A 23,873-nucleotide genomic window follows, 5' to 3' on the forward strand; every position below is an offset into this window, starting at 1 on the left:
GGCTCACGCCCGGAATTTACTATTTTCTTCGTACGCGGCAAGCCGCGGGGTATTTACCCGAACGTGAATAAAAAAGGCAGGTGATCCACCTGCCTTTTTCTTCTAATCTACTTCCTGGAACCGCTCATCGCCGCACATCCGCACGATACGCGGCATGAATGTTCCGAGGGTATCGACCAGGTCTTTCTGATACTCCATTACCTGGTGTATATTTTTATACGCCATCGGCGCTTCATCCAGACCCGAGCCGATCAGCTCCACTCCTTCACGTTGCAACATGGCTTTTACGGCCGCCGGCGAGATGCTCGCTTTGGCCTTTGTTCGCGACATCAAACGACCTGCTCCATGCGACGCCGAGCTGATGGAAGCCGCCAGGCCCTTGCCCCGCACGATGAAGCCCGGCGATGCCATGGACCCCGGTATAATTCCGAGTACCCCTTTGCCGGCTGGTGTAGCGCCTTTGCGGTGCACAATGATCTCGCGGCCCTGGGCGTCTTTTTCCTTCCACGCGAAGTTATGGTGGTTCTCGATCATCGCGAGAGGCTTCTCACCCAACGCTACCGCCAGGCGGTCGTGGATCTGGTGGTGACACGCCGAAGCATAGTCACCGGCCAGGTTCATAGCCAGCCAGTATTCCTGGCCCGCTTCGGTATCGAGGCCGAGCCATGCCAGGTGTTTTGCCTCGGCCGGCAGCTTGCAGAGGTTCATCGCCACGTCGGTATAATGCCGCGCAATGTTGGCGCCCAGGCCGCGCGAACCGGAGTGTGACAACACGGCCAGGTATTGACCCACGGGCACGTTCAGCTCATGAATGGCGTTTGTGATCTCTACTACCCCGAACTCGACAAAGTGATTACCGCCGCCGGAAGAGCCTATCTGCTGCCACGCCCGGTCTTTCAGTCCACGCAGTATATTCAGGTCCTGAAACTCCTTTCGTTCGAAGATGGCATCGTCTTGCGGCTTTTTGAACGTTGCCAGGCCGAACCGGGTGTTATCTACGAGCATCTTTTTAAAAGCGTCTGTCTTTTGCTGTAGCAAGGAGGTGGGCATGGTATACAGCGTCATGCACATACGGCATCCGATATCCACGCCCACGCCATACGGAATGACGGCATTGTGTGTCGCCAGCACGCCACCGATGGGCAGGCCGTACCCCTGATGCGCGTCCGGCATCAACGCTCCGCCTACCGTTACCGGCAGCTGCATCGCGGTTTGCATCTGACCCATGGCGCCCTGTTCGATACCTTCCGCACCGTAGACCGTATAAGCCTTTGGCGCTTCCAGGGAAATGATGGGATCCGCCGGCTGCAGCAGCTGGTTCGCCACGGCGCCGAGGTATTCATCTTGCTGGTAGGCCGCAGGATCGGCTACTACTTGTTTCAAAAGTGAAAGCTGATCTGCTGCGGACAAGGCGCTGAAGTTCTTTTCCATCGCCTGCAGGGCAAGGCCCAGTGCTTTTCCTTCTTCAAATCCCGCGCCTTTCAAATCGTTTCCTGTTAAGCTCATCGTAGTGCTTGTTTATGTATGACAAATATCGCAATCTCCCGGCAAAGGTGTGTTTGTAAACCTTCTGCCTGAAAACCCGTTTGATGATGCAAAGCTGAGGGACCCCTGCGCAGCCTTTTTGCGTAGTGAAAATTTCTCTTTCTTTAGTTAAAAATTTAGAGGTCACTATGCCTGTTAATCGCAATGCCTTGATCCGGTTTCGCACGATCGACACCTGCCTGCGCAACCGGTACCGTCGCTGGACGCTGGAGGACCTGGTCGACGCCTGCTCGGAAGCTCTCTACGAATACGAAGGAATTGACAAAGGCGTAAGCCGGCGCACGGTGCAAATGGACATCCAGCTGATGCGCAGCGACAAGCTGGGTTACAACGCACCCATTATTGTCTCCGAGAAGAAATATTATACCTACGAAGACCCGGAATATTCCATCACCAACAGTCCCCTGACGGACGAGGACCTGGGTCGCCTGACCGAGGCGGTGGACATCCTGCGTCAGTTTAAAGGCTTCAGCCATTTTAACGACCTGGGGGGTATGGTGCAGCGGTTGGAAAACAAGATCCGTTCCGCCAAAACCAATCAGGCCCCGGTCATTGACTTTGAAAAGAATGACAACCTGAAAGGTCTGGAGCACATCGACACGCTCTACCAGGCGATCATTAACAAATGTGCCGTCACGCTGACGTACCAATCTTTTAAGGCGCGCGAAGCTTCGGTCTTTCCTTTCCATGCGTATTATCTGAAAGAGTACCGCAACCGTTGGTTTGTGCTGGGCGTGCGGAAGAAAAGCGAACCTTTGTTGAACCTGGCACTGGACCGGATCATCGCGATCGAAGATTGCAAAGTAACGTACGTGTCGTCCGGCAGCTTCAACCTGCATGAGCATTTCCGCCATGTGATCGGCGTCAGCGTAAGCCCCGGTGTGCCGACGGAACGGGTGGTGCTCAAGTTTGACCGGCAGACGTTCCCCTACGTTCAAACCAAGCCGCTCCACCACTCGCAGGAGATCATCGAATCGCCCACCGGCGAGCCGCTGGTATCACTCCAGGTCCAACCCAATTTCGAGCTGGAACGGGAGCTCCTGGGATACGGTGACCGGGTGCAGGTATTGGAACCCGCACGTCTGAAGCGGCGCATCCGCGACATCCTGACCAATGCACTGGATTCCTATATCTACGAGTTCAATACAAAATCGCTTCAAAACAATCTGCAACGATTCATTCACCGCGGTTCGACCACCTTGCACCATATATATCGCAGGAAAGAAGTCGACAAAATCCGGAACACGATCTACCTGTACCTGAAAGCAGCCGGTACCAGCACCGACAGCTATGCCATCCGGCACGTGTTGAAGGAGATCCCGGCGCTCAAACCCATGCTCTTTACGCCTAACCTGCTGGAGGTAGTAAAAAAGATCAATCCGGACCTGTTCCTGACCAAAGCGATCTTCTTTGACAAGTCGCCCGAGGCCAACTGGTATGTTACCTGGCACCAGGACACGACGATCAACGTCACGGATAAGATCACAACGGAAGGCTTTACGGGCTGGACACGCAAGAACGATGTACACGGCGTAAACCCACCGGAAGAGATATTAAAAGATACCGTCACGCTGCGCATCCACCTCGACGACACCGACGAGACAAACGGTGCGTTACAGATATTACCCGGCTCACATCACAAGAAGCTCTCGGATGATGAGATCAAATTCCTGACGCAGAACAGTGTGCCTCAGCATTGTGACATACCGGCAGGCGGCGTGCACGTTATGCGCCCCTTGCTGCTCCACGCGTCGTCAAAAGCCACGCAAGGCAGACACCGGCGCGTTATACACCTGGAATTCAACAGCATGACATTGCCTAACGGGCTCACGTGGGCTGAGAAATATGACCTATGGAAAAACGCGTAGCATTCGACTTTGAGATCTTCTTTACCAACGGCGGTGGTATAAAAGGAGAAGGGTTTCGCCTGGATATTGCTGGGGACGACATCAGCGATCAGGCCCTGGCCGACTATATAGTAGCCGACATGCGGCTGCTGATGGTGGGCGAAACAAAGATCCTCAACAAACAGATCCTGACGGAGCCGCACAAACGCAAAGCCATTGACGCTGCTACGCGCGGGCCGTTGCTTATCGACCTGAGCCACACCATCGAGCATGGGTTGGTAACGTATAAAGGATTGCCCGCTCCCGTGATCTGCGACTACCTCAGCCGCGCGGAGTCGCGGGAGCGTTATGCTCCGGGCACGGAATTCCAGATCGCCAGGATCGACATGGTCGCGAATACCGGTACATACCTGGACTGCCCGTTCCACCGCTTCGAACATGGTAAAGATCTGTCGGAGATCACGCTGGAAAGTTTTACCGACCTGGACGGCATTGTTATTTCCGTTCCCCATAGCGAAACACTGGCGGTCACGCTCGACCACGTACGCCACCACGAGATCCGTCGCCGCGCAGTATTGATCCACACCGGCTGGGCCGAACATTGGAATACGGAAAAGTATTACGAGCACCATCCCTATGTTACCCCCGAGGCGGCTGCTTACCTGCGCGACTGCAACGTGGCCCTGGTGGGTATCGATTCACACAACATCGATAACACCGCCGGCAACGACCGCCCGGTACACACCACGTTGCTGGGCGCCGACATCCTCATTGTCGAGCACCTTTGCAACCTGCACCTTTTACCACACGAAGGCTTTACTTTCAGCGCCGTGCCGCCGAGGTTCAAAGGCGTGGGTACCTTTCCCGTACGGGCCATGGCCAAGGTACGCTGAGGTGTATTATACCAGCGAGCTTTTCAGGGCAGCCTGGTTTGCCGTGCTCTCGTCTACCCGCCGTTTTGGCAAGGCATCCGGATAATGCTGCGTAATAAACGCGATCATGCGCTCGCGCACGATGCAACGCAGGTCAAAGGCATTGCCGGAGGTGGCTGCGCTTACCAGGATGCGGAGCTGCATCGTTGTTTCGGTTGCATCGGTCACTTGTACGACGGCGGTGCGGCCGTCCCACAACACCCGGGCGTCTTCCTGTGCCAGGATCTTTGCTAGTTCCAGGCGCACGGCGTCTACCGGCAAGGTATAATCTACAGACAGAAACACGGTGCCCAGCAGGTCCGACGATGTGCGGGTCCAGTTCTGAAACGGCTTCTCGAGAAAGTAAGAGATCGGCACGATCAGGCGGCGCGCATCCCAGATGCGCAGTACGACATAGGTAAGGGTGATCTCTTCGACGCGTCCCCACTCGCCTTCCACGATCACGACATCGTCCAGGCGGATGGGCTGTGTAAAGGCGATCTGCAAACCCGCCAGCAGGTTGGCGATCGACTTCTGCGCTGCAAAGCCGATGATCACGCTGGCGATACCCGCCGAGGCGATCAGGCTCGTGCCGAGCTCGCGCACGCGTGCGAAGCTCATGAGCATCACGGCCAGTGCAATGAGCACGATGAACACGGTGCCGATCTTCTGCAGGAAATCGATCTGCGTCCGGATCTTGCGTTCGTTCAGGTTGTTGGCCGTTTGTATATCAAACCGCTCGTAGAGCGCGTCACGAACGAATTCCGTGATCTTGATCAGCAATCCGGCCAATGCAGCGATCAGCAACAGATAGGTGATCTTGCTGACGTAGTAGTTGCTGATGTTGTGAAAGTACATGAACTGTTGCGCCACGATCAGGCCGATGACGGTGATCAGCAATCGAAACGGAACGCTGAGGCGTTTGTGGATGAGCGCGTATGACGATCCCGAGATACGCTTTACCAACACCGACACCAGCTTGAACAACAGGTAGCTTCCCAGAAAGACTCCGACCACTGTGCCGAAGAGTATCAGCAGGTTGTAAACATCGTGTTTAAAATTGGAAAAGAGCGTGGTAATATCCAGCATGACGAGAGAACTCATTTTTATGCAAAAGGTTTAAGCCTAAAAAAGAATGCCGGGACAACACGCCGAAGGTACGGCATTACCGCCTTTTGGAAAAGAAAAAACTATGCTTCAGGTTGCGTTATGCGTCGAGCGACCGCTGATAGCGGAAAAACCGTTGCGAGATCGGTATCAGCATGAAACCGGCAAGGCCGAATGCGACGAAGGATACGCGTAGGTTAAATGCGTGGGCGATGTAGCCAATCAGTGGCGGGCCGATAAATACACCGGCGATGCCGTAGGTGGTGATGATCGAGATTGCCATGCCGGGAGAATATTTGCGCGATCCGGATGCCAGCGTGTAGGTCAGGGGAATAACGGCGGCTGTGCCGAGGCCTACCAGACAGAAGCCGATCAAGGATGGCCAGAACATCGGAAATGCGATGGCCAAGGTAATGCCTACCACGACGACGGAAGCGCTCATGATATACGTACGGGTCATGCCGATTGCCTCCACAATTCGGTCAGAAGCAAAGCGCGACAAGGCCATGCAGATCATAAAGCTGAGATAACCCAGGGTGAAAATTTCTTCGTGTACAACTTCTTTGAAATATATACCACTCCAATCGAACATACCGCCTTCGCACACGGATGCAAAGAAGACCATGAGGCCGAGGTACATGATGTAGGGGTCGGGCTTGCTCAGCACAAGACGATTGCCCGACGTGGAGCGATCATTCCGGATGAGGAAGCGATACGAAAAGGCCGTCACCAGCAACGCCAGTACAGCCACGTACGACAACTGTTTGCCGATGGATACTTCCCGGGCCAAACACGTCGTCGTGATACAAATACCGACAATGCCGCCGGTGCTCCACAAGCCGTGGAAAGAGCCGTTGATCTTGCGTTGAAAGAGTTGTTGCAGTCCGAGGGCCTGTGTATTGGCCGAAATATTGAGCATGCGCAAGCTGAACGCAAAGAGGCAGATCGATGCTACCAGCGCGACGCTGGTAGTTGCCCAGCCGATACACGCGAGCGCAACCGATAGCATGACAAATCCTGCGGCCAATGGAATGCGGCTGTCATACCGTGATACCAGCCAGCCGGAAATAGGCAGGCCGATGAGCGAGCTGATGGGCATAAAGATCAGGATCGTACCCAGCTCGGCTTCATTATAGTGAAAGTTATTCTTGATTGTCGGAATACGCGACGCCCAGGTCGAAAAACAAATGCCCGATAGAAAAAAGAAAATGCTTAGAAAAACCCGATTCTTATCCTTTGCCTCCATACTCATCATTCCGCCGCAAATATCCGGCGTTCGAGTATAATATCCAATCGCTTAGTGTTTTGTAACCAATTCTTCTTTCGCGGCCCAGAGCGCGATGTCCTGCTTGCTCAACGCCGCGGCCATCATGTCGGGAAATTTGTCGGGGGTGCAAGCAAACACCGGGATGCCGAGTGTTGCCATATAGGCGGCGTTACCATGATCGTAGGAAGGAGCTCCTTCGTCGTTTAGCGCCAGCAGCACAATCACTTGTACGCCCGCTTCCACCAATCCGCGAGCACGCTTGCGCATGTCAGCTGCATCTCCGCCTTCGTACAAATCTGTAATCAACACCAATACCGTATCGGCCGGTCGCTGAATGATCTGCTGGCAATATGTCAGCGCGCGGTTGATGTCTGTGCCCCCGCCCAGCTGTACACCAAATAACAGCTCGACGGGATCCTGCAACTCATCGGAAAGATCGACCACGTTGGTATCAAACACCACCATGCGTGTTTGAATCGCCGGTATAGATGCCATGACGGCGCCAAATATACCGGAGTAGATGACCGAGGTGCCCATCGACCCGCTTTGATCCAGACACAAGACAACATCCTTCAACGAACGCCGCCGCTTGCCATAGCCAATGCGCTCTTCGGGAATGATGGTTTTATAGGCCGGCTGATAGTGTTTCAGGTTTTTGAGAATCGTGCTGTGCCAGTTGATTTCGTTGTGGCGAGGCCGCCGGTTGCGCGCGGCCCGGTTCAGGCTTCCGGTGATCGCCTGCTGCGTCGGCTGTAGCAGTTTCTTCATCAGTGCCTCCACGACCTGACGTACCACTTGTCGCGCGGTATCTTTGGTCTTTGCCGGAATAACACGGCTTAGCGACATCAGTGTCGCCACCAAGTGCACATCCGGTTCGACATTCTCCAACATCTCCTTTTCCAACAGCATGGAGGTAAGGTTAAGGCGCTTGAAAGCATCCTGCTGCATCACGCGCACCACGGTGTTGGGAAAATAGGTACGAATGTCACCAAGCCAGCGGCTGATGTTAGGCGACGACGGTCCGAGACCACCTTGCTTCTCTGCATCGTAGAGTGCCTCCAGGGTACTATCGATCTGCAAGTTTATACCCGTCAGCGTCACGCCGGTGCCGTCGTTCTCATTTGCCCCGAGCACCATGCGCCACCGTTCCAGGTGTGCTGTTGTTTTTTCGTTCTCTTCCATCACGGTAATAAAGCTGGTTCATCTGCTCCTGCGCGCTGCATGCCTAATAACTGAAGTACGACGGGCAATCCCAACTGCGCCCGCGCGGGATCCAGCGCGGCAGTATCCAACGCTTCGGCCGGCGCTGCGCCGCTGTCTTCCTGTCGTGCCTTTTCGCCGATCTTCCGCCGCTCGGCATGTGAGAACTGCGAGAACGTACGTCGCATCAAGGGTAGCAATGCTACGAAGTCCGGCTCCTGCAGGTCGCGCACCCACTGGTTGACCAGACTCCACAAACGTTGATCGAGGATAAGCAGTGACCCACTGCCTTTGAGAAATCCTTCGATCCACGACGCTGCCACCGCCGGATTGCCGGCGCGGGAGAGCGCCCGCGCAAAACGTGCCTCCAGTTCGTTGCTGTCGATCTCGTGCGCATCTGCCAGCAGTCGCGTGCTATAGCCCGACAGCAGCGGTGCCGTCTGGTTGTGATCGGCTATCTGTTGTAAGGTCTCGTGCCAGGCTTGTCGTTGCTCGGGTATATCCAGCAGGGCGATCGTATCACTCAACTGGTGCAAATGTACCGTGATGGTGGCCGCGGCATCGTCATCGATCGATACACACGCCGGCGGCAAGCTTACGCATACGCGGGCAACCATGGATTGAATGATGCCGAGCAGCATCTCCTGGTCGGTCTGGCGCACGTTGCCATAGCGCGATGCCGTGGCTAGCGGGGGCAGCACCTCCAACAGCTGCAGCACATCCCCTGTCGCTGCCGCCAGGCCGTCGATGCGTGCGATCAGTGCCTCGGTAGCGCGGGGTAGCGCAGCGGGTATAACTTTTTCCAACAGGCCGCTCACCACGCCGAGTGTGGCCGCCCCGCCCGCCTCGTTTGCAACGTACTGCGTGACCGCTTCTTCGAGGGTATTACCCCAGTTGCCTTTTTCGATGATGCGAATGGAGTACTCCGGTTCCCACTTCAGCTGCCATTGCTCTTTAAAGGTGCCTTTGCTGCGCACCTGTTGCAGGTGGCCCCAGGTGATCTCCAGCAGCAACAGCCGGTGTAAGAATATACTCCGTTCCAGGTGCAGCGATTCGCGCAGGTCGAGTACTATCTCTTTTATACCGGCCTCTGCCGGCAGGCGCAATCGCTTCTGTGTTTTTTCCACATCCTGCAAGAGCGGTGGCTGGGGAATGGCCGGGGGTACCGTACCGATCGTATCACTCACGATCAGCGCCTCGCGGATCAGCTCCAGCAAAATCGGCTCGCCGCCACACAACACCGCCAGGGCCGCTTCGTTCAGCTCGTCCAGTCCCGCCTTGCTTCGGCCGCGCAGCGAAGCCAACGACTCGGCCAGGCGTACCGCCTCGATGATGTGTGCCACGGAGGTATCGATATCGCGGCTTCGAAACAGGCGCGCCACGTTGGTCATCCATTGCGTGCCGTCGTCGTTCGGGAAGTTCCATACGTGGTGATACCATCCCGGCGACAGGATGCCCGCGCCATAGCCACTGGCAAACGACAAGCGGTTGTAGGTCCACGGTATCCAGGTCGTTTCGACCTTTACCTTCGGCAGTCCTTTCAACAAGGCCTCGTCGTCCTTTTGCTTGGGCATGGTCTCGAGCGCCGGCGCGTGCCAGGCACCACAGATCACCGCGATCTTTTGATATCCCTCTTTCTCCGACTGCCGGATCACCTTGCGCATATAGGCTTCGCGCAGCTTTTCCGTACGGTCCTCGCGCGCCGGCAGCGTCTGCCGCAGGGAACGCATGGCTTCGTTTACAGCCTCAAATATATCGTCGTTGTTGACGCGTTGCTCGAACATCTGGTCCCACCAGCGTTCGCCGTCGTCGAACCCGGCGGCTTCCGCCAGGTGACGCAGCGGGTCGCGGTGATCGTCAAGCGCCGCGACGTCCTCCTCCACGGGAGGCGTTGCGGTCGATTCCAGGCCCTCTGCCGGTGGCGCTTGTTCCGACCCGAACGCAAACCGGTATACCAGCGGCAAGTCCATAAACCGAACAGGTACGCGCTGCGTGGCGCCGTATTGGATCGCCTGCCATTCGGGCGAGAATTCAGCAAACGGGTAAAACACCGCCTGCGCCGGCTTGTCGGGTCGGAATGCCAGGATGGCCACGGGCGGCTTGAGCTCGCTGTGTTGTGACCACCGCAGCAGGTCGTCGCCCTCGGGTGGGCCTTCTACCAGGACCACGTCCGGCTGCAACTGTTCCAGGAATGTCTTTACATTCCGCGCCGAGCCGGGCCCATGGTGCCGTATACCCAGGATGTGTATGCTCATATGCCCAGGTCGCGGCACGCGCGGTAAATATCTTTCCACTCGTCCCGTGGCTTGACCACGGTCTCGAGGTACTCCTGCCATACGATCTTATCCTGTACGGGGTCTTTCACAACGGCCCCGATAATGCCGGCGGCGAGGTCAGGCGCTTTCAGGGCACCGTCGCCAAAGTACGCGGCCATGGCCATGCCGCTGTTCACGACCGAGATGGCCTCTGCCGTGCTGAGCGTACCCGACGGCACTTTCAGCTTGGTCTTTCCATCCAACGTTACCCCCGCACGCAGTTCGCGAAAGATGGTCACAATGCGTTTGATCTCCGCCACAGCCGGTGGCTCGGCGGGCAGCTCCATGACCTTCTCAAAGCTCTGCACACGACGGCGTACAATGTCGATCTCCTCCTCCATGCTATCGGGCAAGGGCAGAATGACAGTATTAAACCGGCGCTTCAGGGCGCCTGATAGTTCGTTTACACCTTTGTCGCGATTGTTAGCGGTCGCGATCAGGTTAAAGCCTTTTACGGCTTGCACTTCCGTACTCAGCTCGGGCACCGGCAGTGTCTTTTCCGACAGGATGGTAATGAGCGTATCCTGCACGTCAGAGCCGATGCGTGTCAGCTCTTCCAGCCGCACGATCTTGCCCGCTTTCATACCTTTCATCACGGGTGTCTCAACCAGAGCATTGGCCGACGGGCCTTCGGCCAGCAGGCGGGCATAGTTCCATCCATACCGGATCGCCTCTTCGCTCGTACCGGCGGTACCCTGGATGATCATGGTCGAGTCACCCGAGATGGCCGCCGCCAGGTGCTCCGACACCCACGACTTGGCCGTACCCGGCAGACCGTACAACAACAATGCGCGGTCGGTCGTCAGCGTGGCCACCGCGATCTCGATCAGCCGGCGATTGCCGATATACTTCGGCGATACTTCAAAGCCATTTTTCAGCTTGCCGCCCAGCAGGTACGTAACGACGGCCTGTGGCGACAGTTGCCAGTTTGGCGGGCGCTTGTCGGTATCGTTCTTTTTAAGTTCTTCCAGCTCGGCGGCAAACAGCTGCTCGGCATGTTGGCGAAGGATGGTGCTCATGGTATCGGTCGTGATTAATTTGTCTGCGAGAATGATCGTTGTAATTGTTCTTTCCAGGATATGAGCCGGTACAGCTCGTCGGCGTGTGTGCGCCAGTATGGTTTTTTAGCTTCCTCTGCCGGCGTGAACGTATCGATATACGACAGCAGCGCTACCGGAATGTTGTGCACTGCCTGGCGGTAAAATGTGCGGTTATAGGTGTATACCTCCGAGGCGGTATAGGCTATGATGTTTTTGGCCAGCGCGAGATCCCAGGGCTCATCCTGCTCCAGCAGCAGCGCGATAATGCCCTGCGGCTGTTGCTTCAGGAAGCGGGCGGCATAGGTCATGCGCTCCGCTACGGGCAAAGCCCTTAGCAATAACACGATGGCGGAGTCGAGCAGGGCCTCGTCGCCATGATCGAGCAGTGCCCGTACCCAGACGAGGTCGCGGAAGGTGGCCGCCGCATCTGCCAGCGCCGGCAAATAGAGGGCCGTGTGTTGTTCTTTTTGCAGGAGTGTAATAACGGCCCGGGCGTCGGCTTGCTGCAGGTGCGTTTGCCAGAATGCCGGCGGCACCGCCATGGCCAGTTGAATGAGTATATATTGCTGATCGGTCACGCGTTTATCACTGCTCAGCTTTTCAATGCCGGTGGTAAAGATCCCGGCCGGCACCGCCACGGCCTCCTCTACCGCTACCGAGGTTTTGTTCAACATGCCCAACAACGCTTTGCCCGTGCGCAAGGCAAAAGCCTGGCGAAGCACATCCTGGTACGCGGCAACGATCTTCGATCCGGGTATATGCTTTAAAAGGTTCGTGATCGCGGCCGTTACCTTTTGCCCTTTTTCTTGTAAACTTTCTATCCACGGCAGGTCGGCTTCAGCGGCGTGTGTTTGCAGGATGTTCAGGAAAGCAACCTTGTCGGCCACACTCTCGGTGGCCCACGTGCTTTGCAGCAGCACGAGGGCGCGAGCCGCATCTGTTTGACGCATCCCGGCCAGCAGCGCACGCCGGGCTTCCGGTTTACCGGTCTGCCACACCGTGTCGTCGTCTTCTGCCGGTGGGTCTATACGCCAGGCAGGATTGAGGCGCATCAGCCACCGGCCGCGGTTGCCGGCAACGGCCATGATCATCGGGCGAAGCTCCGGACGACGAACGGCCATGTCCAATAACGCCGGCAGAATCTCCGGTCGCGCCAACTGGCCGGCGGCCTGGCAGTATTGCAGCCATACGCGTACCAGGGTATATAACTCATCCTCCACCAGCGACTGCAGGTCGCCCGTTGCCTGTAGGGGGCAGTACGGCTTTTCTTCCGGCACGGCCGCCGAGTTTACCGCCGATACCGCGGGCGGCAGCCCACCCGTTTGTCCATACTGCCAGGCAACACTGGCCAGCCGCAGAAAGTCTTCTTCGGCATCCAGGGGTGTCCACGCCAGCTCGCCGGCAATGGCCGCCGGCAGGTCTGCGATCGTAAAGGGTGCGCGTGCTGTTCCCAGCATCGCGTGTTGCTGTATCGTTTCCCAATGCTTCATGCCCATGCCACGTAATGTTCGTCAATCCATACACCCAGGGGCTCGAATGCCTGCGCGCGGCCAACGGCAAAGAGCCGGAGCGGAGCGCCGCCACTGATGGCCATCAGCTTCCAGGCCCGGTCAGTATCACCTTGCAATACCACGCCGTGGCCTTCGGCATCTTTTAACAACCAGCGGTTGCTCCCGTCGCGCACTGGTATCACGCCGTCGATGATCACCGGACTTGCTCCTACCAACGGATTGACCCTTTGCACGGCGGCCAGTGTATCGGCCACCTGGTGCCAGCTCTTCAATCCGTTTATAGCGCCCGGCGGGGCTACGCCAAACTGCTGGAGCACCAGCGCCCGCCGCGGCGTGGCCCCGGGAAAATAACATAACGCCGCATCGATGTATGTGCCGGGTATGAGCGTAAGCTCGGGCGATGCGTTGCGCACCGCGAACTGTAAGATCAGGGCGTATTGCTGTGTGGTTGTGCCGTACAACCACGTGCGCTCGACGGTGAGGTTATCTTCCTGCTCGGCGCGCCGCGACAACACCATCCAGGTATCGCGCACGTTGGGGCCGGCTTTTACTTCCTCCTGGCTCTGGGCAAAGCCTACCCACGTACGAAGTTCCGTTTGGAGATCCTCCGGCAGTTGGTCGAGACGGCTAAATCCTTCTATGACCAGATAAATACGGATCAGCTGCTCGAGAAACACACCCTGCCAGCCCTCTTGAAACCGGTTGATCTCTCCAAGCTGCCGCACCATCGCGGCCAGCCCGGGTGCCTGTGCGTCCACCATGCGCCGCGCCGTTGTCTCGAAGTAATTCGCCTCGCGGTCCGACAAGGCGTGCAAGCCATTGCGGACAATGTCTTTGATCCAACGTTTCAGATCGGCCATGCCCTCTTCCACACGCCGGAGCCGCGTTGCCTGCCGTTTGGCTTGCGCTTCCGGATCGGCCTTGGTGGCCTTCTCTGCCTTCTCGGATTTTTTTTCTTCGCGCGCCGACCGTTTGTCTAGCCAGTCGGTTACCCAGGCGGGCTCGGGCGTTTCGACAAAGTGCTTTTTATCGCGTGCGTAGAGGAGCATGAGGCCCAGGCCGTGCTTGCAGGGAAACTTGCGGCTGGGGCAGGTGCATTTAAACGCCACGGCCACCAGGTCGACCTGTGTTTGATACGGCAGTTTGCCGCTGCCCTGGCACTCGCCCCACAAGGCCCGCGCGCTGTGGGCCATGAGGCCCCACTTCGATGCGTTTGCCAGTTCCTTTCCTGATCTTTTGGACGAGTCGTCCGGGGCCATCGCGAGAACCTGTTCCTCCGAAAAATTCATTGCTGCAAAATGATCCTTAAATGAATGGAACCGGGCAGGCAGATGCAAGCCGTTCCTGGAATTTAATTTATCTTCGGGCTTTGTGTTGTATGGCAGCGCCAAAGAAACCGCTTTATACCGTCGGTCATGGCAACCGGCCCATCGGGGTTTTGCTCGACCTGCTGGAAGCATATTCCATCCGGTACCTGGCCGACGTACGCTCACGTCCATACTCCCGCTACAATCCACAGTTTAATCGTGAAGTCCTCGCCGCATCGTTGGCGACGCGCGGTATTGCCTACGTGTACCTGGGCGATGCGCTCGGCGGCCACCCCGCCGATCCCTCCTGCTATACCGACGGTAAAATAGACTACACGCTTGTCGCGACAAAAGATTTTTACCGGCAGGGCATCGTGCGCCTGCATACAGCATACGACAAAGACCTGGCCCTGGCTATTATGTGCGCGGAAAGCAAGCCTTCGGAATGTCACCGCACACGGCTCATCGGCGAAACGCTGGTGACAGAAGGCATCGACGTGATGCACATCGACGAGCACGGCGGCCTGCAAGCGCATGCCGCCGTCATGCACGCGCTGCGCAAGGGGCGACAACCAACCGATCTTTTTGGAAACTGAATATGACGCATTATTTCATCATCCCCGGCCTGGGCAACTCCGGTCCCGAACATTGGCAAACGCACTTTGAAAAAACACTCCCGCATGCCCACCGCATCGAGCAGCAGGAGTGGGAAGCGCCCGTCTGCGCCGATTGGATTGCCACGATCGATCAGGCGCTGCACGGCTATGATCTTTCTACCGTCGTGCTGATCGGCCACAGCCTGGGCTGCTCGACCATCGCGCATTGGGCCGGACATTACGGTAAACGCGTGCGCGGCGCATTGTTGGTCGCACCCAGCGACATGGAATCTCCGCTGTATACTTTTCCGATAAAAGGGTTCGACAAAATGCCGGTAGCGCGTATCGATTTTAAAACCATTATGGTCACCAGCACAAACGACCCCTGGGTAACGCTGCCCCGTGCGGAGTTGTTCGCCAGGAATTGGGGGAGCACCCTGATAAACATCGGCGATGCGGGCCACATCAATGTCGCAGCCGGATTTGGCCCGTGGGAAGCAGGACTGAAGCTGGTCGAAATGTTGTAGTCGCGTTGTAAAACTGTTAAACATACAGTACACGAATCACATATATACTTACTATAGATATGAAAAATTAATAGAGGTAAAGTTTGCAAAATCTCAGGGACCTCTCTACATTCGATGCCAAGAGCCCATCGATCCGTCATACCCTATAAACGTGTGGCTGGATAGATGGGCTTTGTCTTTTTACGTAGTCTGAGTTGGTATGTCTTTAATCGATTTGTGCCTTACGGATTGATTGTGTTCTAACAAGATCCTGCCTCCTCTGCTATGTGCTTCTGTTCCGGTCGATGTCCGCAAATTTTGCGAAAGTTATTGTAGCCCGGAACCTGGTTAATCGCTGACTTTATTAGATGGGCTCTAATAAGTATCTAAGTTTTGTAAGCACCTCATGCTTTTAAGTTGAGGCATGCATACTCCAGCATGTAAAGGTTGGACTACCCCCCTGCCAATGAAGTAAAGTAAAAAAAATTAACCCTCACCTACGTGTGCCCGGCAGCCGGGTACACTTCACCTGTAAGTTCCTAACCGACCCTATCAGGTATCAGCTCCGGTATACCGGACGAAAGTAAAAGCCTCCCCCGAGGTTTTTACTTTCTGTAGGATATGGTATGGTATTCTCGTTTTTGCTGACACAAGTGTCGAAGTATACATTTATTCTCCTGCCAACAGCTCTTTTCCGAACAACACAAACTCTTGCTGCTGTCCGGGCAATGTGATCATTTTCTCAAAGTTTAATCCCAACCGGGCCAGTAAGTTCAACGAGCGGCGGTTTTCTTCTGTCGTAATGGCAATGATGCGCTTGAGCCGCAGCGCCGCTGCGGCGTATGCCAACACAGCATGCGATGATTCAAACGCCAGGCCTTGTCCTTCATGCTCGGGCAAAAAGGCAAAACCAATGTCGGGGTGGTCGAGTGTGTCGCGTTTCAGCAAGCCGCAAACGCCCAGCGACAGGTTGTCTTCCGTGCGTGCTACGCGCCACAATCCAAAGCCGAATCGGGCATAGCTCTTATGGGGGCCTTGTTGAATATAGTCTTCGGCCCCCTGAAGTGTAAATACGCCCCGGTCGCCGATGTATCGCAGCCAGTTGGGTGTATTCAACAGCTCCAGGATAAACGGAGCGTCTTCTGTCGATAGCGTGGAAAGTGTCAGGCGATCAGTTTGCAGGATGACCATGTGTAACAACGTTTCGAATGTCGGTTACCCAGCGATCGGCCAACGACACGGTAAAGATGTGCTCACGCCCCTTGACTTTCACGGTAACACCCGTGCGATATTTACTGTGCAGCACCGATAATTGTACGTGGGTTATTTCGTTCCAGTCTGCCTCCACCTGTCGCGGACGTAGCCAGTACTTTTCGCTGGGGTGACGGAAGATCAATCTCCGATCCGTCAGGACCAGGTTGCCCTGTATCGGCCTTTTACCGATGATGTATCCGGCTTCTGCCGATCGTACGATCTTTTCACCTTCTTCCAGTACAGGTCCGAAAAGCGATAGATCACGTCGCATCTTAGTAGAAAATGACAACTTCATCCAGCCGGCCAGCATCATACCCATGAGAATCGACTTACCGATATGCTCTGCCGTCGACGACTCGCTGCGATCCACAAAGAAGAAGAGGATTGTAAACCCGATAAACAGTGCAGCGAACGTAAGCCACGGCCTCTTTGATATGACCGCATAAAATGGAAACATAGTGACAAAACAATATTCCTTCAATATACGCAGAACAGCCGCACAAGTTGACGAACAGTTGTTTTATTTTGGCTTTTGTGTTTCGTCCGGCTGTCTTACAAATTTTAATGCCATTTTAATTCCACACGACAACCTCCCCTTTCCCGTGGTGGTCAGGCAATTTGGATACGTCCGCATCACACCACGGAGGGGCCGCTGGTCTGCATGGGTTGCCCGCGTAGGCTTCATTTTTTTAACTTGCGCCACATGATTCATCATAACCTGCTGCTGATCCTGTCGCTGCTGTTTGCAGTCTCCATTCTTTCGCTGTTAAGCCAGAAGCTACGGGTGTCGTATCCTATATTCCTGGTTGTCGGCGGACTGCTCATCAGCCTCATCCCCGGCACACCCCACATCACACTCAACCCCGAGTTGATCTTCCTCATCTTTCTGCCGCCATTGTTGTACGAAGCGGCATGGTATACATCGTGGCATGACTTCTGGAAATGGCGGCGCCCCATCAGCCAGCTGGCCTTCGGTCTGGTGATCCTCACCTCGTGTCTCGTCGCCTTTGTCTCCAGCAACATGATCCCCGGCTTTACGCTGGCGCTCGGCTTCCTGCTGGGCGGCATCATCTCACCGCCCGATGCGGTCGCCGCGACCTCGGTACTCAAGGGCCTGCCCGTGCCGCGACGCGTCGTCACCATCCTGGAGGGCGAAAGCCTGGTGAACGATGCATCATCCCTCATCGTGTTCCGGTTTGCCCTCGCGGCGATCACCTCCGGACAATTTGTGCTCAACGACGCCATCGGCGATTTCTTTATCGTCGCCGGCATGGGTGTGGTCGTTGGCCTGGCCATTGCGCACGTGGTATACTTCATCCATCTCTATATGCCCACGACCGCCAGCGTGGACACGGCGCTTACGCTCATGACGCCCTACATCATGTACATCGGCGCGGAGAAATTTCATTTCTCGGGGGTTATGGCCGTCGTCAGCGGCGGGCTGTTCCTTTCGTTCCGCTCGCACGACTTCCTCAACTACCGCTCGCGCATGCAGTCTACGAGTGTGTGGTCTACGCTGGTGTTCCTGTTGAACGGCATCGTTTTTATTCTGATCGGCCTGCAATTGCCGGTGATCATGGGCGAGATGGGCGGCTACTCGGTGTCGGAGGCGATCACCTACGCGGTCATTATCAGCGTCATTACCATTGTGCTTCGCCTGGTGTGGGTCTATCCCATCTTTTATCTACCCCGCTTGTTCAATAAACGGATCCGCGAGCGCGAGCCGGCCCCGGGCCTTAAAACGGTCTTTGTCGTTGGCTGGGCCGGTATGCGCGGCGTGGTGTCGCTGGCCTCTGCGCTGGCTATCCCGCTGACGCTGGAAGGCGGCGAGGCCTTTCCGCAACGGAACCTGATCCTCTTTATTACGTTCGTGGTTATTCTCATCACCCTGGTTATCCAGGGCCTCACGCTGCCGCTGGTACTGCGCCTGCTGAAGATCAAAGAGATCGACAAGGTTATACCCGAGGAAGAGCAGGAAGCCGCCATCCGGTTGCGGCTGACGAAAGTGTCGTTACACTGGCTGGACCAGAAACACGCCACGGAGGTGGAAGAAAACGAGCTGATCGAAAACATCAAACAACAGCTGGAAAGCGACCTTAACCTCACCCGCCAACGCCTCGACACCCTGACTCACCACGACCCGGAGAAACGCGAGATCCAGGAGTATACACATATTCTGCAGGAATTGGTGGAAGCGCAACGCAAAGAGCTGGCTGCGATCCGGCGGGAGAAATTATACGACCACGAGGTGGTGCGAAAGCAGGAGGCCCAGCTGGATCTGGAAGAGGCAAAGTTAAATCATTATACGCATTAACGGCCCTTGCCAGGTCTGCGTCAATTGCCCGGTTTAGCCAGGGCTTAGCCGGGTCATCGCCGTAGCACAGCTATGGATTACCCGTATCAAAGCCATACCATACTTATACTTCCCTTATACCCTACATAGGGTCTCTTTTGCATTTCGTACCAAAAGGCCCGGTTTTTTACTATTTTACAGCAGTATCAACGCTTTTTACCATGATCACTGTAACTGTCATCGAAACGGAGCTTACCCCCATGGGCGACATGGCGGAGCTACTGTTGGATAAGCATGTAGAGCCCGCCCTGGGAATGATGCTGATCGACAAGGAAGGTGACACCTGGGAAGTGACCGGCACACTGTCAAACAAGCAGCGGAACGCCACCGACACATCCTTGCGGCGGTGGACCTTCCAGGTCAAGCCCGTCAACACCGACCAGAACATCCACACGGGAGAGTTCAAGCTGATGCATTAAGGGCGTCAGGGCGTAGGGTTTTCCACCACCACTTCCCAACGGCCACGGTCGTCTTTGGCGTACGAAAGGCCGTTGCTCATGGTGTGTACCTCTTTTCCGGAGGGGTCGGTAAAGGTCTTTATTTCGTTTACACGGATGCCGCCGTTTTCCTGTGTCAGGAAGACGATCAGTGCGTTTACTGTCGGGGCTACGTCGTGCAGCCACAGGTCGTCGTTCTCGCGTACAAATGCCTGGCTCATCGTTTCAATGGTTTTTCTTGTATCGGTTTAAAAAATGGTGCCGTTTTGTAAACAACCACCGCGCTACGCCAGTTCACGCAACAAGCTTTGCACGTCCAGCGGGCGTGTATACATCTCAATCGTGCCGTCGGGCTTCAGCGGCCATTGCTCCCGGGGGCGGTCCCAGTATAGTTCCACGCCATTGTTGTCCGGGTCGTTTAAATACAGGGCTTCCGAGACCCCATGGTCGGAGGCGCCGGTAAAGGGATAGCGGGCTTCTGTGAGGCGATAGCAGATCGCGGCCAGGTCCTTGCGGGTGGGGTACAAAATAGCCGTGTGAAAAAGCCCTACGCCGCGGGCCGGGGCAGGTGGCGCGCCGGCGCTATACCAGGTGTTCAGGCCGATGTGGTGGTGATACCCGCCTGCCGAAATAAAGGCAGCCTGCGTGCCGTAGGTGGTGATCAGCTCAAAACCGAGCAGGTTGCAATAGAAGTCGAGCGCGCGGTCGAGGTCGGAAACCTTGAGGTGCACGTGGCCGATGCGGGTCTGGGCGGGAATGGTGTAAGCGCTGTCCATGGATGCCGGGGGTAATACACCTGTAAATATAACACGAGAGCCCTTCTCTTTCGGGAAGGGCTCTTTCGTTTTGTAGCAGGTCGTGGGCTCCTTCTACATTCAGGCCTTTTTTTGACTATCCAACGGTCTTACCGAACGGACGCCATCCGCAGCGGCTCGTTCATCGGTTCATGCGCCAGCATGGGCTTTATGTCGTTGATCTTCTGTACCTGCGCTTCCAGCTCCTGCTGGATCTTCTGGTTCAGCTCAATGAGCTTGTTGAGCCGGTCGATGATCTCGGTCTTTTCAAAGTCGTTAAAGTCGTTGTGCGTACGCAGGTAGGTAGTGATGTCGGAAATACGTTCGTCGATCTGGATGATCGATGTCAGGGCATTGTCGCCGTACGATATCTCCACGCTGTCGAGGTTGAATTTCAGATTTTCCATGATCGTGCGCTTTTTGCTAACAAGGACATAAAAAAGTATGCCGTGCTTCTGCACGGGCGTTCGACGTCGAGCGTGCAATGAATATACGCATTCCCGATCGAACCCGAAACCGAAAGCAGATATATTTTCGCACAGACCTTGCGTTATAACACAGGTATCACCTGTCAACGATCCGCATACTTCGCATAGGCTTCGCGGCGTTTGTGACGGTCCAGGTAAATATACCCGGCCAGCAGGACCAACGAGATGGCGGCGATCCAGATCAATGCCTTTTCTATTTTTCCATTGTTCCCGTAGATTGCCATGAGCGTGATCAGCGGCGTAATACCGCCCAGGGTAGCGAGTATATATTTTCTATAGCTCATTTCCAGGATGCCGGCGACAAAACTAAGGGCATCGTTGGAAAAAGAAGACAACCGGGTGATGGCGATGGCTTTGACGCCATACCGCTCAATGAATATACAGATCTTGTCCTGAGCCTTCTGCGAAACGAAGCGATCGATGGCGCGTGGGCCAAGCCTGCGGCCGATAAAATATCCTAACGAAGAAGACGCGAACACGCCGGCCAGCGAAATCAACCCTCCCCATATGGGTCCGTAACAGATGATCGCGATCATAAACAACAGCAGGTTCGGAACCACGAACATAAACATCTGCAACATCATCGCTACGATCAGTACCACCGGGCCCCAAAAACCAAATTGCTGCACCCACAGCTTGATCCGTTCGTCGTCCTCGCTTGTAACAACCTCAAACGCTTCATTGATCCCCGCCTGGAAACCCGGGGAAATAAAATAACATGCTACGAGCACGGCCAGAATGCCGAGCGCAACGAATAATAAAACGTTGCTCGACTTCCTTTCTTCTTTTTTGGGATTTTTATCATCCGCACACGGATCTTCCATACGGCCTGTGTTTCATTAACGGTGAATAAGATTTCCCGTTAAAAAAACCATGCCATTTGAGTTACTCCTGACGCAAGGTGTGGACGGGGTTCATATGAGCCGCTTTCAGGATTTGACTCCCGACAGCCGCCAGTGCCAGAAGACCCACCACTACCACCGGTACCAGGAACATCCACCACACCAACGTAGCGCGATAGGCGAAATCTTCCAGCCACAGCGTAAGCACATAATACGCCAGGGGTATACCGATGACGTTGGCCGCCACCAACAAGCGGGCATAATCCCGCGAGAAGAGCAGGAAGATGCTCGATACGGTCGCGCCCAGCACTTTGCGTACACCCACTTCTTTCATGCGCACCGTAACGGTATACGACACCAGCCCCAGCAGGCCCAGGCATGAAATGGCGATCGAGAAGAAGGCAAACGTGGTGAACACGCGGCCAAACCGCAGGTCCTCTTTATATTGATCGGCTACGTGCGTGTCGAGGAACGAATAGTTGAAAGGGTTGTCGGCATACGTCTGCTGCCATTGCTGCCGTACATGGGCGATAATATCTTGCATCGAAGCTGTTGTGCCCGGTGCCAGCCGCAGCGAGATATACAGCGGATACGCCGGTGTATTGCGTATCATCATCGGTTCAAAATCATTTCGCAGCGACTTGTGGTGGTAGTTCTCTATGACGCCCAGCACTTCTACTGTCCGGCCCTGGAAGTCTATCTTCCGGCCCACCGCAGCTTCCGGCGATGCAAATCCAAAGAGCGCAACCGCTTTCTCATTCAGGTACACCAGGCTGTCCCGGCCCGGTTCCGCGGGCGGAAATTTACGTCCCGTCAACAGCTTCATGCCGAACACATCGGTGAAGTCTTCGTCCACACGATACGTCAACAAGGCAAGGTTCTGATCGCTTCGCCCCAGGATGCGAATGCTGGCCATGTTGTCCAGATCGTTATACGACTTGCCCGGCACTGCGGAAGACAATGTCACATGCTGTACCGCCGGGTATTTCAACACCTGTTGCTTAAAGCTCTGATAGCGGCTAAAAAATATCGAGTCGTTGTCGATCGTGCTGGGGCTATTGATGATCAGCGTATTGTTGAACGAAAAGCCGAGCTCCGCGGTGCGCATAAACTCCAACTGATTTACAACGATGATGGTACCGGTAATAAGACCGGCCGACATCACAAATTGAAACACGACCAGCGCCTGGCGCAACCGCGACTTGCCGCGCGCCACGCTGGTGGCCGAAGCCTTGAGCACACGCAGCGGCTGAAACGACGACAACGCAAACGCAGGATATATCCCCGCCACCAAGCTGCCCAGTACATACAACGTCAGTAACGAACCCAGAAAACCCCTGTCCCCCAACAGCGTAAAGTGCAGATCCTTTTCCAACATCGAACCGATCAACGGAACGGATGCCTGCACGATCACCATGGCCAGCATAATGGCGACCAGGTTCATGCAAAAAGATTCCAGCAGGAACTGTCCGATGATCTCACGCCGGCTGGCGCCGTTCACCTTGCGCACGCCAACTTCCTTGCCGCGGCTCTCGCCCCGGGCGGTGGAAAGATTGATATAGTTCACCCAGGCAATGACCAGGATCATGATCGAGATGATCCCCAGGAACTGCACGGCACGCGCATCGCCGGCAGGCTCCAACTCAAAACCCACATGCGAGCCCAGGTGAATATCCATCAGGGGTTGCAGCACAAAACTTTTGTGCGAATCTTTGCCCATATATTTCGCGACATAGGCATCGTCGAGCTTCGCTTGCAGCGTACGGTAGTCGGTACCTGTCGCCAGACGGATATAGGTATAGAAGTCGTTCCAGCCCCAGTTATGGGTGAGGTCTCTGCCGGCCGTAAACTCGGCGTATGAAATAAGTACGTTGGGTTTGAAGTGCGAGTTGCCCGGCATATTCTCCATGATACCCGTTATACGCATGGCATCCTTACCGTTAACGCGAATGGTCTTGTTTAGCGGGCTCTCCTTCCAGGTGTCCATGGGCCCGAAGTATTTCTCCGCCGCCCGGCGTGACAGCACAACCGAGGCAGGCTCTTTGAGCATCGTCGCCGGGTCACCTGCCAGGACTTTAAAATCAGAAAAGAACCCGAAAAACGTCGAGTCGGCATAATAAACTTTCTCCTCTTCAAAGATGCGCTCGTCAAATTGAAACACGATGCGCCCGTATTCCGGCGTGATGAACGTATACGCCTCCACCTCCGGAAAATCGTTCTTCAGCGCCGCTCCTGCGGGCACATAAGTGGCGGCATCGGTAAACTCCTCCTGATTCGGGCGGGCAAAGTGCATGGCCACACGGTAAACGTCCGGGGCATGGGTGTGAAAGCGGTCATAGCTCTCTTCGTATTGCACATACTGCAAAATGATAATATACATCGCCACACCGGCGGAAAGACCCAGGATGTTGATGATCGAATACGCCTTGTTCCGAAACATATTCCGGAAGATCACCTTGAAGTAGTTACGAATCATAGAAATGCAATTTGCCGCAGGAAAAGCAATTATGCTACCAAATAATAAATATCGGCCAAAAGTCCGGGCCGGGGTTC

At 55.5% G+C, this 23,873-nt stretch carries 21 protein-coding genes; 6 read left to right on the top strand and 15 right to left on the bottom strand.

Translation table 11 applies throughout. The features are described from left to right. Positions 1–102 precede the first annotated feature (102 nt). The gene (locus tag KK078_RS19580; RefSeq protein WP_254092004.1) at positions 103–1,506 is read right to left on the bottom strand and encodes an RtcB family protein; all 1,404 of its coding nucleotides are present in this window, start codon (positions 1,504–1,506) and stop codon (positions 103–105) included. Between the two features lie 167 nt (positions 1,507–1,673). Here KK078_RS19580 and KK078_RS19585 point away from each other — a divergent pair, with 167 nt between their 5' ends. Both KK078_RS19585 and KK078_RS19590 read left to right on the top strand, forming a co-directional pair. Next, complete coding sequence (locus tag KK078_RS19585; protein ID WP_254092005.1) at positions 1,674–3,413, top strand: WCX domain-containing protein; 1,740 nt, start codon at positions 1,674–1,676, stop codon at positions 3,411–3,413. Further along, on the top strand, positions 3,398–4,285 hold the full coding sequence (locus tag KK078_RS19590; RefSeq protein ID WP_254092006.1) for a cyclase family protein: 888 nt from the start codon (positions 3,398–3,400) through the stop codon (positions 4,283–4,285). Before KK078_RS19585 ends, KK078_RS19590 begins: the two co-directional genes overlap by 16 nt. Positions 4,286–4,291: 6 nt before the next feature. On the opposite strand, the gene KK078_RS19595 is transcribed toward KK078_RS19590, so the two are convergent. The 7 genes from KK078_RS19595 to KK078_RS19625 all read right to left on the bottom strand — a co-directional run bounded on the left by KK078_RS19595 (position 4,292) and on the right by KK078_RS19625 (position 14,032). Further along, positions 4,292–5,407, bottom strand: a complete 1,116-nt coding sequence (locus tag KK078_RS19595) for a mechanosensitive ion channel family protein (protein WP_254092007.1) — start codon at positions 5,405–5,407, stop codon at positions 4,292–4,294. A gap of 103 nt (positions 5,408–5,510) precedes the next feature. Next, positions 5,511–6,656: an MFS transporter gene (locus tag KK078_RS19600; protein ID WP_254092008.1), complete on the bottom strand. Its 1,146-nt coding sequence runs from the start codon at positions 6,654–6,656 to the stop codon at positions 5,511–5,513. 51 nt (positions 6,657–6,707) lie between these two features. Continuing rightward, entirely contained in the window at positions 6,708–7,859 is a 1,152-nt protein-coding gene (locus KK078_RS19605) for a VWA domain-containing protein (protein WP_254092009.1), read from the bottom strand. After that, complete coding sequence (locus KK078_RS19610) at positions 7,859–10,132, bottom strand: DUF5682 family protein (RefSeq protein ID WP_254092010.1); 2,274 nt, start codon at positions 10,130–10,132, stop codon at positions 7,859–7,861. The genes KK078_RS19605 and KK078_RS19610 overlap by 1 nt, the downstream gene beginning before the upstream one ends. Beyond that, positions 10,129–11,211, bottom strand: coding sequence for an ATP-binding protein (locus KK078_RS19615; protein WP_254092011.1), 1,083 nt, complete (start codon positions 11,209–11,211; stop codon positions 10,129–10,131). Before KK078_RS19615 ends, KK078_RS19610 begins: the two co-directional genes overlap by 4 nt. A 14-nt stretch (positions 11,212–11,225) precedes the next feature. Continuing rightward, positions 11,226–12,722 carry a DUF5691 domain-containing protein gene (locus KK078_RS19620; RefSeq protein WP_254092012.1) on the bottom strand — a complete coding sequence of 499 codons (1,497 nt, stop codon included), beginning with the start codon at positions 12,720–12,722 and terminating at the stop codon, positions 11,226–11,228. After that, positions 12,719–14,032 carry an SWIM zinc finger family protein gene (locus KK078_RS19625; RefSeq protein ID WP_254092013.1) on the bottom strand — a complete coding sequence of 438 codons (1,314 nt, stop codon included), beginning with the start codon at positions 14,030–14,032 and terminating at the stop codon, positions 12,719–12,721. The genes KK078_RS19620 and KK078_RS19625 overlap by 4 nt, the downstream gene beginning before the upstream one ends. Before the next feature lie 89 nt (positions 14,033–14,121). Here KK078_RS19625 and KK078_RS19630 point away from each other — a divergent pair, with 89 nt between their 5' ends. Together KK078_RS19630 and KK078_RS19635 are read left to right on the top strand one after the other, a co-directional pair. After that, complete coding sequence (locus tag KK078_RS19630) at positions 14,122–14,646, top strand: DUF488 domain-containing protein (protein WP_254092014.1); 525 nt, start codon at positions 14,122–14,124, stop codon at positions 14,644–14,646. Between the two features lie 2 nt (positions 14,647–14,648). Further along, the gene (locus tag KK078_RS19635; RefSeq protein ID WP_254092015.1) at positions 14,649–15,173 is read left to right on the top strand and encodes an RBBP9/YdeN family alpha/beta hydrolase; all 525 of its coding nucleotides are present in this window, start codon (positions 14,649–14,651) and stop codon (positions 15,171–15,173) included. 648 nt (positions 15,174–15,821) lie between these two features. Here KK078_RS19635 and KK078_RS19640 read toward each other — a convergent pair. Continuing rightward, the gene (locus KK078_RS19640; RefSeq protein ID WP_254092016.1) at positions 15,822–16,343 is read right to left on the bottom strand and encodes a GNAT family N-acetyltransferase; all 522 of its coding nucleotides are present in this window, start codon (positions 16,341–16,343) and stop codon (positions 15,822–15,824) included. Next, positions 16,324–16,863 (bottom strand): hypothetical protein, encoded by a 540-nt coding sequence (locus KK078_RS19645; protein WP_254092017.1) that lies wholly within the window; start codon positions 16,861–16,863, stop codon positions 16,324–16,326. The genes KK078_RS19640 and KK078_RS19645 overlap by 20 nt, the downstream gene beginning before the upstream one ends. A gap of 246 nt (positions 16,864–17,109) precedes the next feature. Between KK078_RS19645 and KK078_RS19650 the strand changes: the two genes are divergently transcribed. Together KK078_RS19650 and KK078_RS19655 are read left to right on the top strand one after the other, a co-directional pair. After that, the gene (locus KK078_RS19650) at positions 17,110–18,720 is read left to right on the top strand and encodes a Na+/H+ antiporter (RefSeq protein WP_254092018.1); all 1,611 of its coding nucleotides are present in this window, start codon (positions 17,110–17,112) and stop codon (positions 18,718–18,720) included. Between the two features lie 200 nt (positions 18,721–18,920). Further along, the gene (locus KK078_RS19655) at positions 18,921–19,178 is read left to right on the top strand and encodes a hypothetical protein (RefSeq protein WP_254092019.1); all 258 of its coding nucleotides are present in this window, start codon (positions 18,921–18,923) and stop codon (positions 19,176–19,178) included. A 5-nt stretch (positions 19,179–19,183) separates the two neighbouring features. On the opposite strand, the gene KK078_RS19660 is transcribed toward KK078_RS19655, so the two are convergent. The 5 genes from KK078_RS19660 to KK078_RS19680 all read right to left on the bottom strand — a co-directional run bounded on the left by KK078_RS19660 (position 19,184) and on the right by KK078_RS19680 (position 23,796). Beyond that, on the bottom strand, positions 19,184–19,417 hold the full coding sequence (locus tag KK078_RS19660; RefSeq protein WP_254092020.1) for a hypothetical protein: 234 nt from the start codon (positions 19,415–19,417) through the stop codon (positions 19,184–19,186). A gap of 63 nt (positions 19,418–19,480) precedes the next feature. Further along, positions 19,481–19,972 carry a VOC family protein gene (locus KK078_RS19665; RefSeq protein WP_254092021.1) on the bottom strand — a complete coding sequence of 164 codons (492 nt, stop codon included), beginning with the start codon at positions 19,970–19,972 and terminating at the stop codon, positions 19,481–19,483. A 128-nt stretch (positions 19,973–20,100) separates the two neighbouring features. Beyond that, positions 20,101–20,397 (bottom strand): hypothetical protein, encoded by a 297-nt coding sequence (locus KK078_RS19670; protein WP_254092022.1) that lies wholly within the window; start codon positions 20,395–20,397, stop codon positions 20,101–20,103. 164 nt (positions 20,398–20,561) lie between these two features. Continuing rightward, complete coding sequence (locus tag KK078_RS19675) at positions 20,562–21,302, bottom strand: TVP38/TMEM64 family protein (protein WP_254092023.1); 741 nt, start codon at positions 21,300–21,302, stop codon at positions 20,562–20,564. 61 nt (positions 21,303–21,363) lie between these two features. Further along, a complete protein-coding gene (locus tag KK078_RS19680; RefSeq protein ID WP_254092024.1) occupies positions 21,364–23,796 on the bottom strand; it encodes an ABC transporter permease in 2,433 nt (810 codons plus the stop codon). Positions 23,797–23,873: the final 77 nt, after the last annotated feature.

Origin of the sequence: Dawidia soli (genome assembly GCF_018598185.1) — a bacterium.
Classification (GTDB): domain Bacteria; phylum Bacteroidota; class Bacteroidia; order Cytophagales; family Cyclobacteriaceae; genus Ohtaekwangia; species Ohtaekwangia soli.

Excerpts from the sequence above, each read along its gene's own strand:
- KK078_RS19670 (WP_254092022.1), bottom strand. The coding sequence starts at position 20,397 with ATGGAAAATCTGAAATTCAACCTCGACAGCGTGGAGATATCGTACGGC.
- KK078_RS19580 (WP_254092004.1), bottom strand. The coding sequence starts at position 1,506 with ATGAGCTTAACAGGAAACGATTTGAAAGGCGCGGGATTTGAAGAAGGA.
- KK078_RS19595 (WP_254092007.1), bottom strand. The coding sequence starts at position 5,407 with ATGAGTTCTCTCGTCATGCTGGATATTACCACGCTCTTTTCCAATTTT.
- KK078_RS19675 (WP_254092023.1), bottom strand. The coding sequence starts at position 21,302 with ATGGAAGATCCGTGTGCGGATGATAAAAATCCCAAAAAAGAAGAAAGG.
- KK078_RS19615 (WP_254092011.1), bottom strand. The coding sequence starts at position 11,211 with ATGAGCACCATCCTTCGCCAACATGCCGAGCAGCTGTTTGCCGCCGAG.
- KK078_RS19620 (WP_254092012.1), bottom strand. The coding sequence starts at position 12,722 with ATGAAGCATTGGGAAACGATACAGCAACACGCGATGCTGGGAACAGCA.
- KK078_RS19630 (WP_254092014.1), top strand. The coding sequence starts at position 14,122 with ATGGCAGCGCCAAAGAAACCGCTTTATACCGTCGGTCATGGCAACCGG.
- KK078_RS19665 (WP_254092021.1), bottom strand. The coding sequence starts at position 19,972 with ATGGACAGCGCTTACACCATTCCCGCCCAGACCCGCATCGGCCACGTG.
- KK078_RS19635 (WP_254092015.1), top strand. The coding sequence starts at position 14,649 with ATGACGCATTATTTCATCATCCCCGGCCTGGGCAACTCCGGTCCCGAA.
- KK078_RS19660 (WP_254092020.1), bottom strand. The coding sequence starts at position 19,417 with ATGAGCCAGGCATTTGTACGCGAGAACGACGACCTGTGGCTGCACGAC.
- KK078_RS19655 (WP_254092019.1), top strand. The coding sequence starts at position 18,921 with ATGATCACTGTAACTGTCATCGAAACGGAGCTTACCCCCATGGGCGAC.
- KK078_RS19625 (WP_254092013.1), bottom strand. The coding sequence starts at position 14,032 with ATGAATTTTTCGGAGGAACAGGTTCTCGCGATGGCCCCGGACGACTCG.
- KK078_RS19585 (WP_254092005.1), top strand. The coding sequence starts at position 1,674 with ATGCCTGTTAATCGCAATGCCTTGATCCGGTTTCGCACGATCGACACC.
- KK078_RS19640 (WP_254092016.1), bottom strand. The coding sequence starts at position 16,343 with ATGGTCATCCTGCAAACTGATCGCCTGACACTTTCCACGCTATCGACA.
- KK078_RS19645 (WP_254092017.1), bottom strand. The coding sequence starts at position 16,863 with ATGTTTCCATTTTATGCGGTCATATCAAAGAGGCCGTGGCTTACGTTC.
- KK078_RS19650 (WP_254092018.1), top strand. The coding sequence starts at position 17,110 with ATGATTCATCATAACCTGCTGCTGATCCTGTCGCTGCTGTTTGCAGTC.
- KK078_RS19605 (WP_254092009.1), bottom strand. The coding sequence starts at position 7,859 with ATGGAAGAGAACGAAAAAACAACAGCACACCTGGAACGGTGGCGCATG.
- KK078_RS19590 (WP_254092006.1), top strand. The coding sequence starts at position 3,398 with ATGGAAAAACGCGTAGCATTCGACTTTGAGATCTTCTTTACCAACGGC.
- KK078_RS19680 (WP_254092024.1), bottom strand. The coding sequence starts at position 23,796 with ATGATTCGTAACTACTTCAAGGTGATCTTCCGGAATATGTTTCGGAAC.
- KK078_RS19610 (WP_254092010.1), bottom strand. The coding sequence starts at position 10,132 with ATGAGCATACACATCCTGGGTATACGGCACCATGGGCCCGGCTCGGCG.
- KK078_RS19600 (WP_254092008.1), bottom strand. The coding sequence starts at position 6,656 with ATGGAGGCAAAGGATAAGAATCGGGTTTTTCTAAGCATTTTCTTTTTT.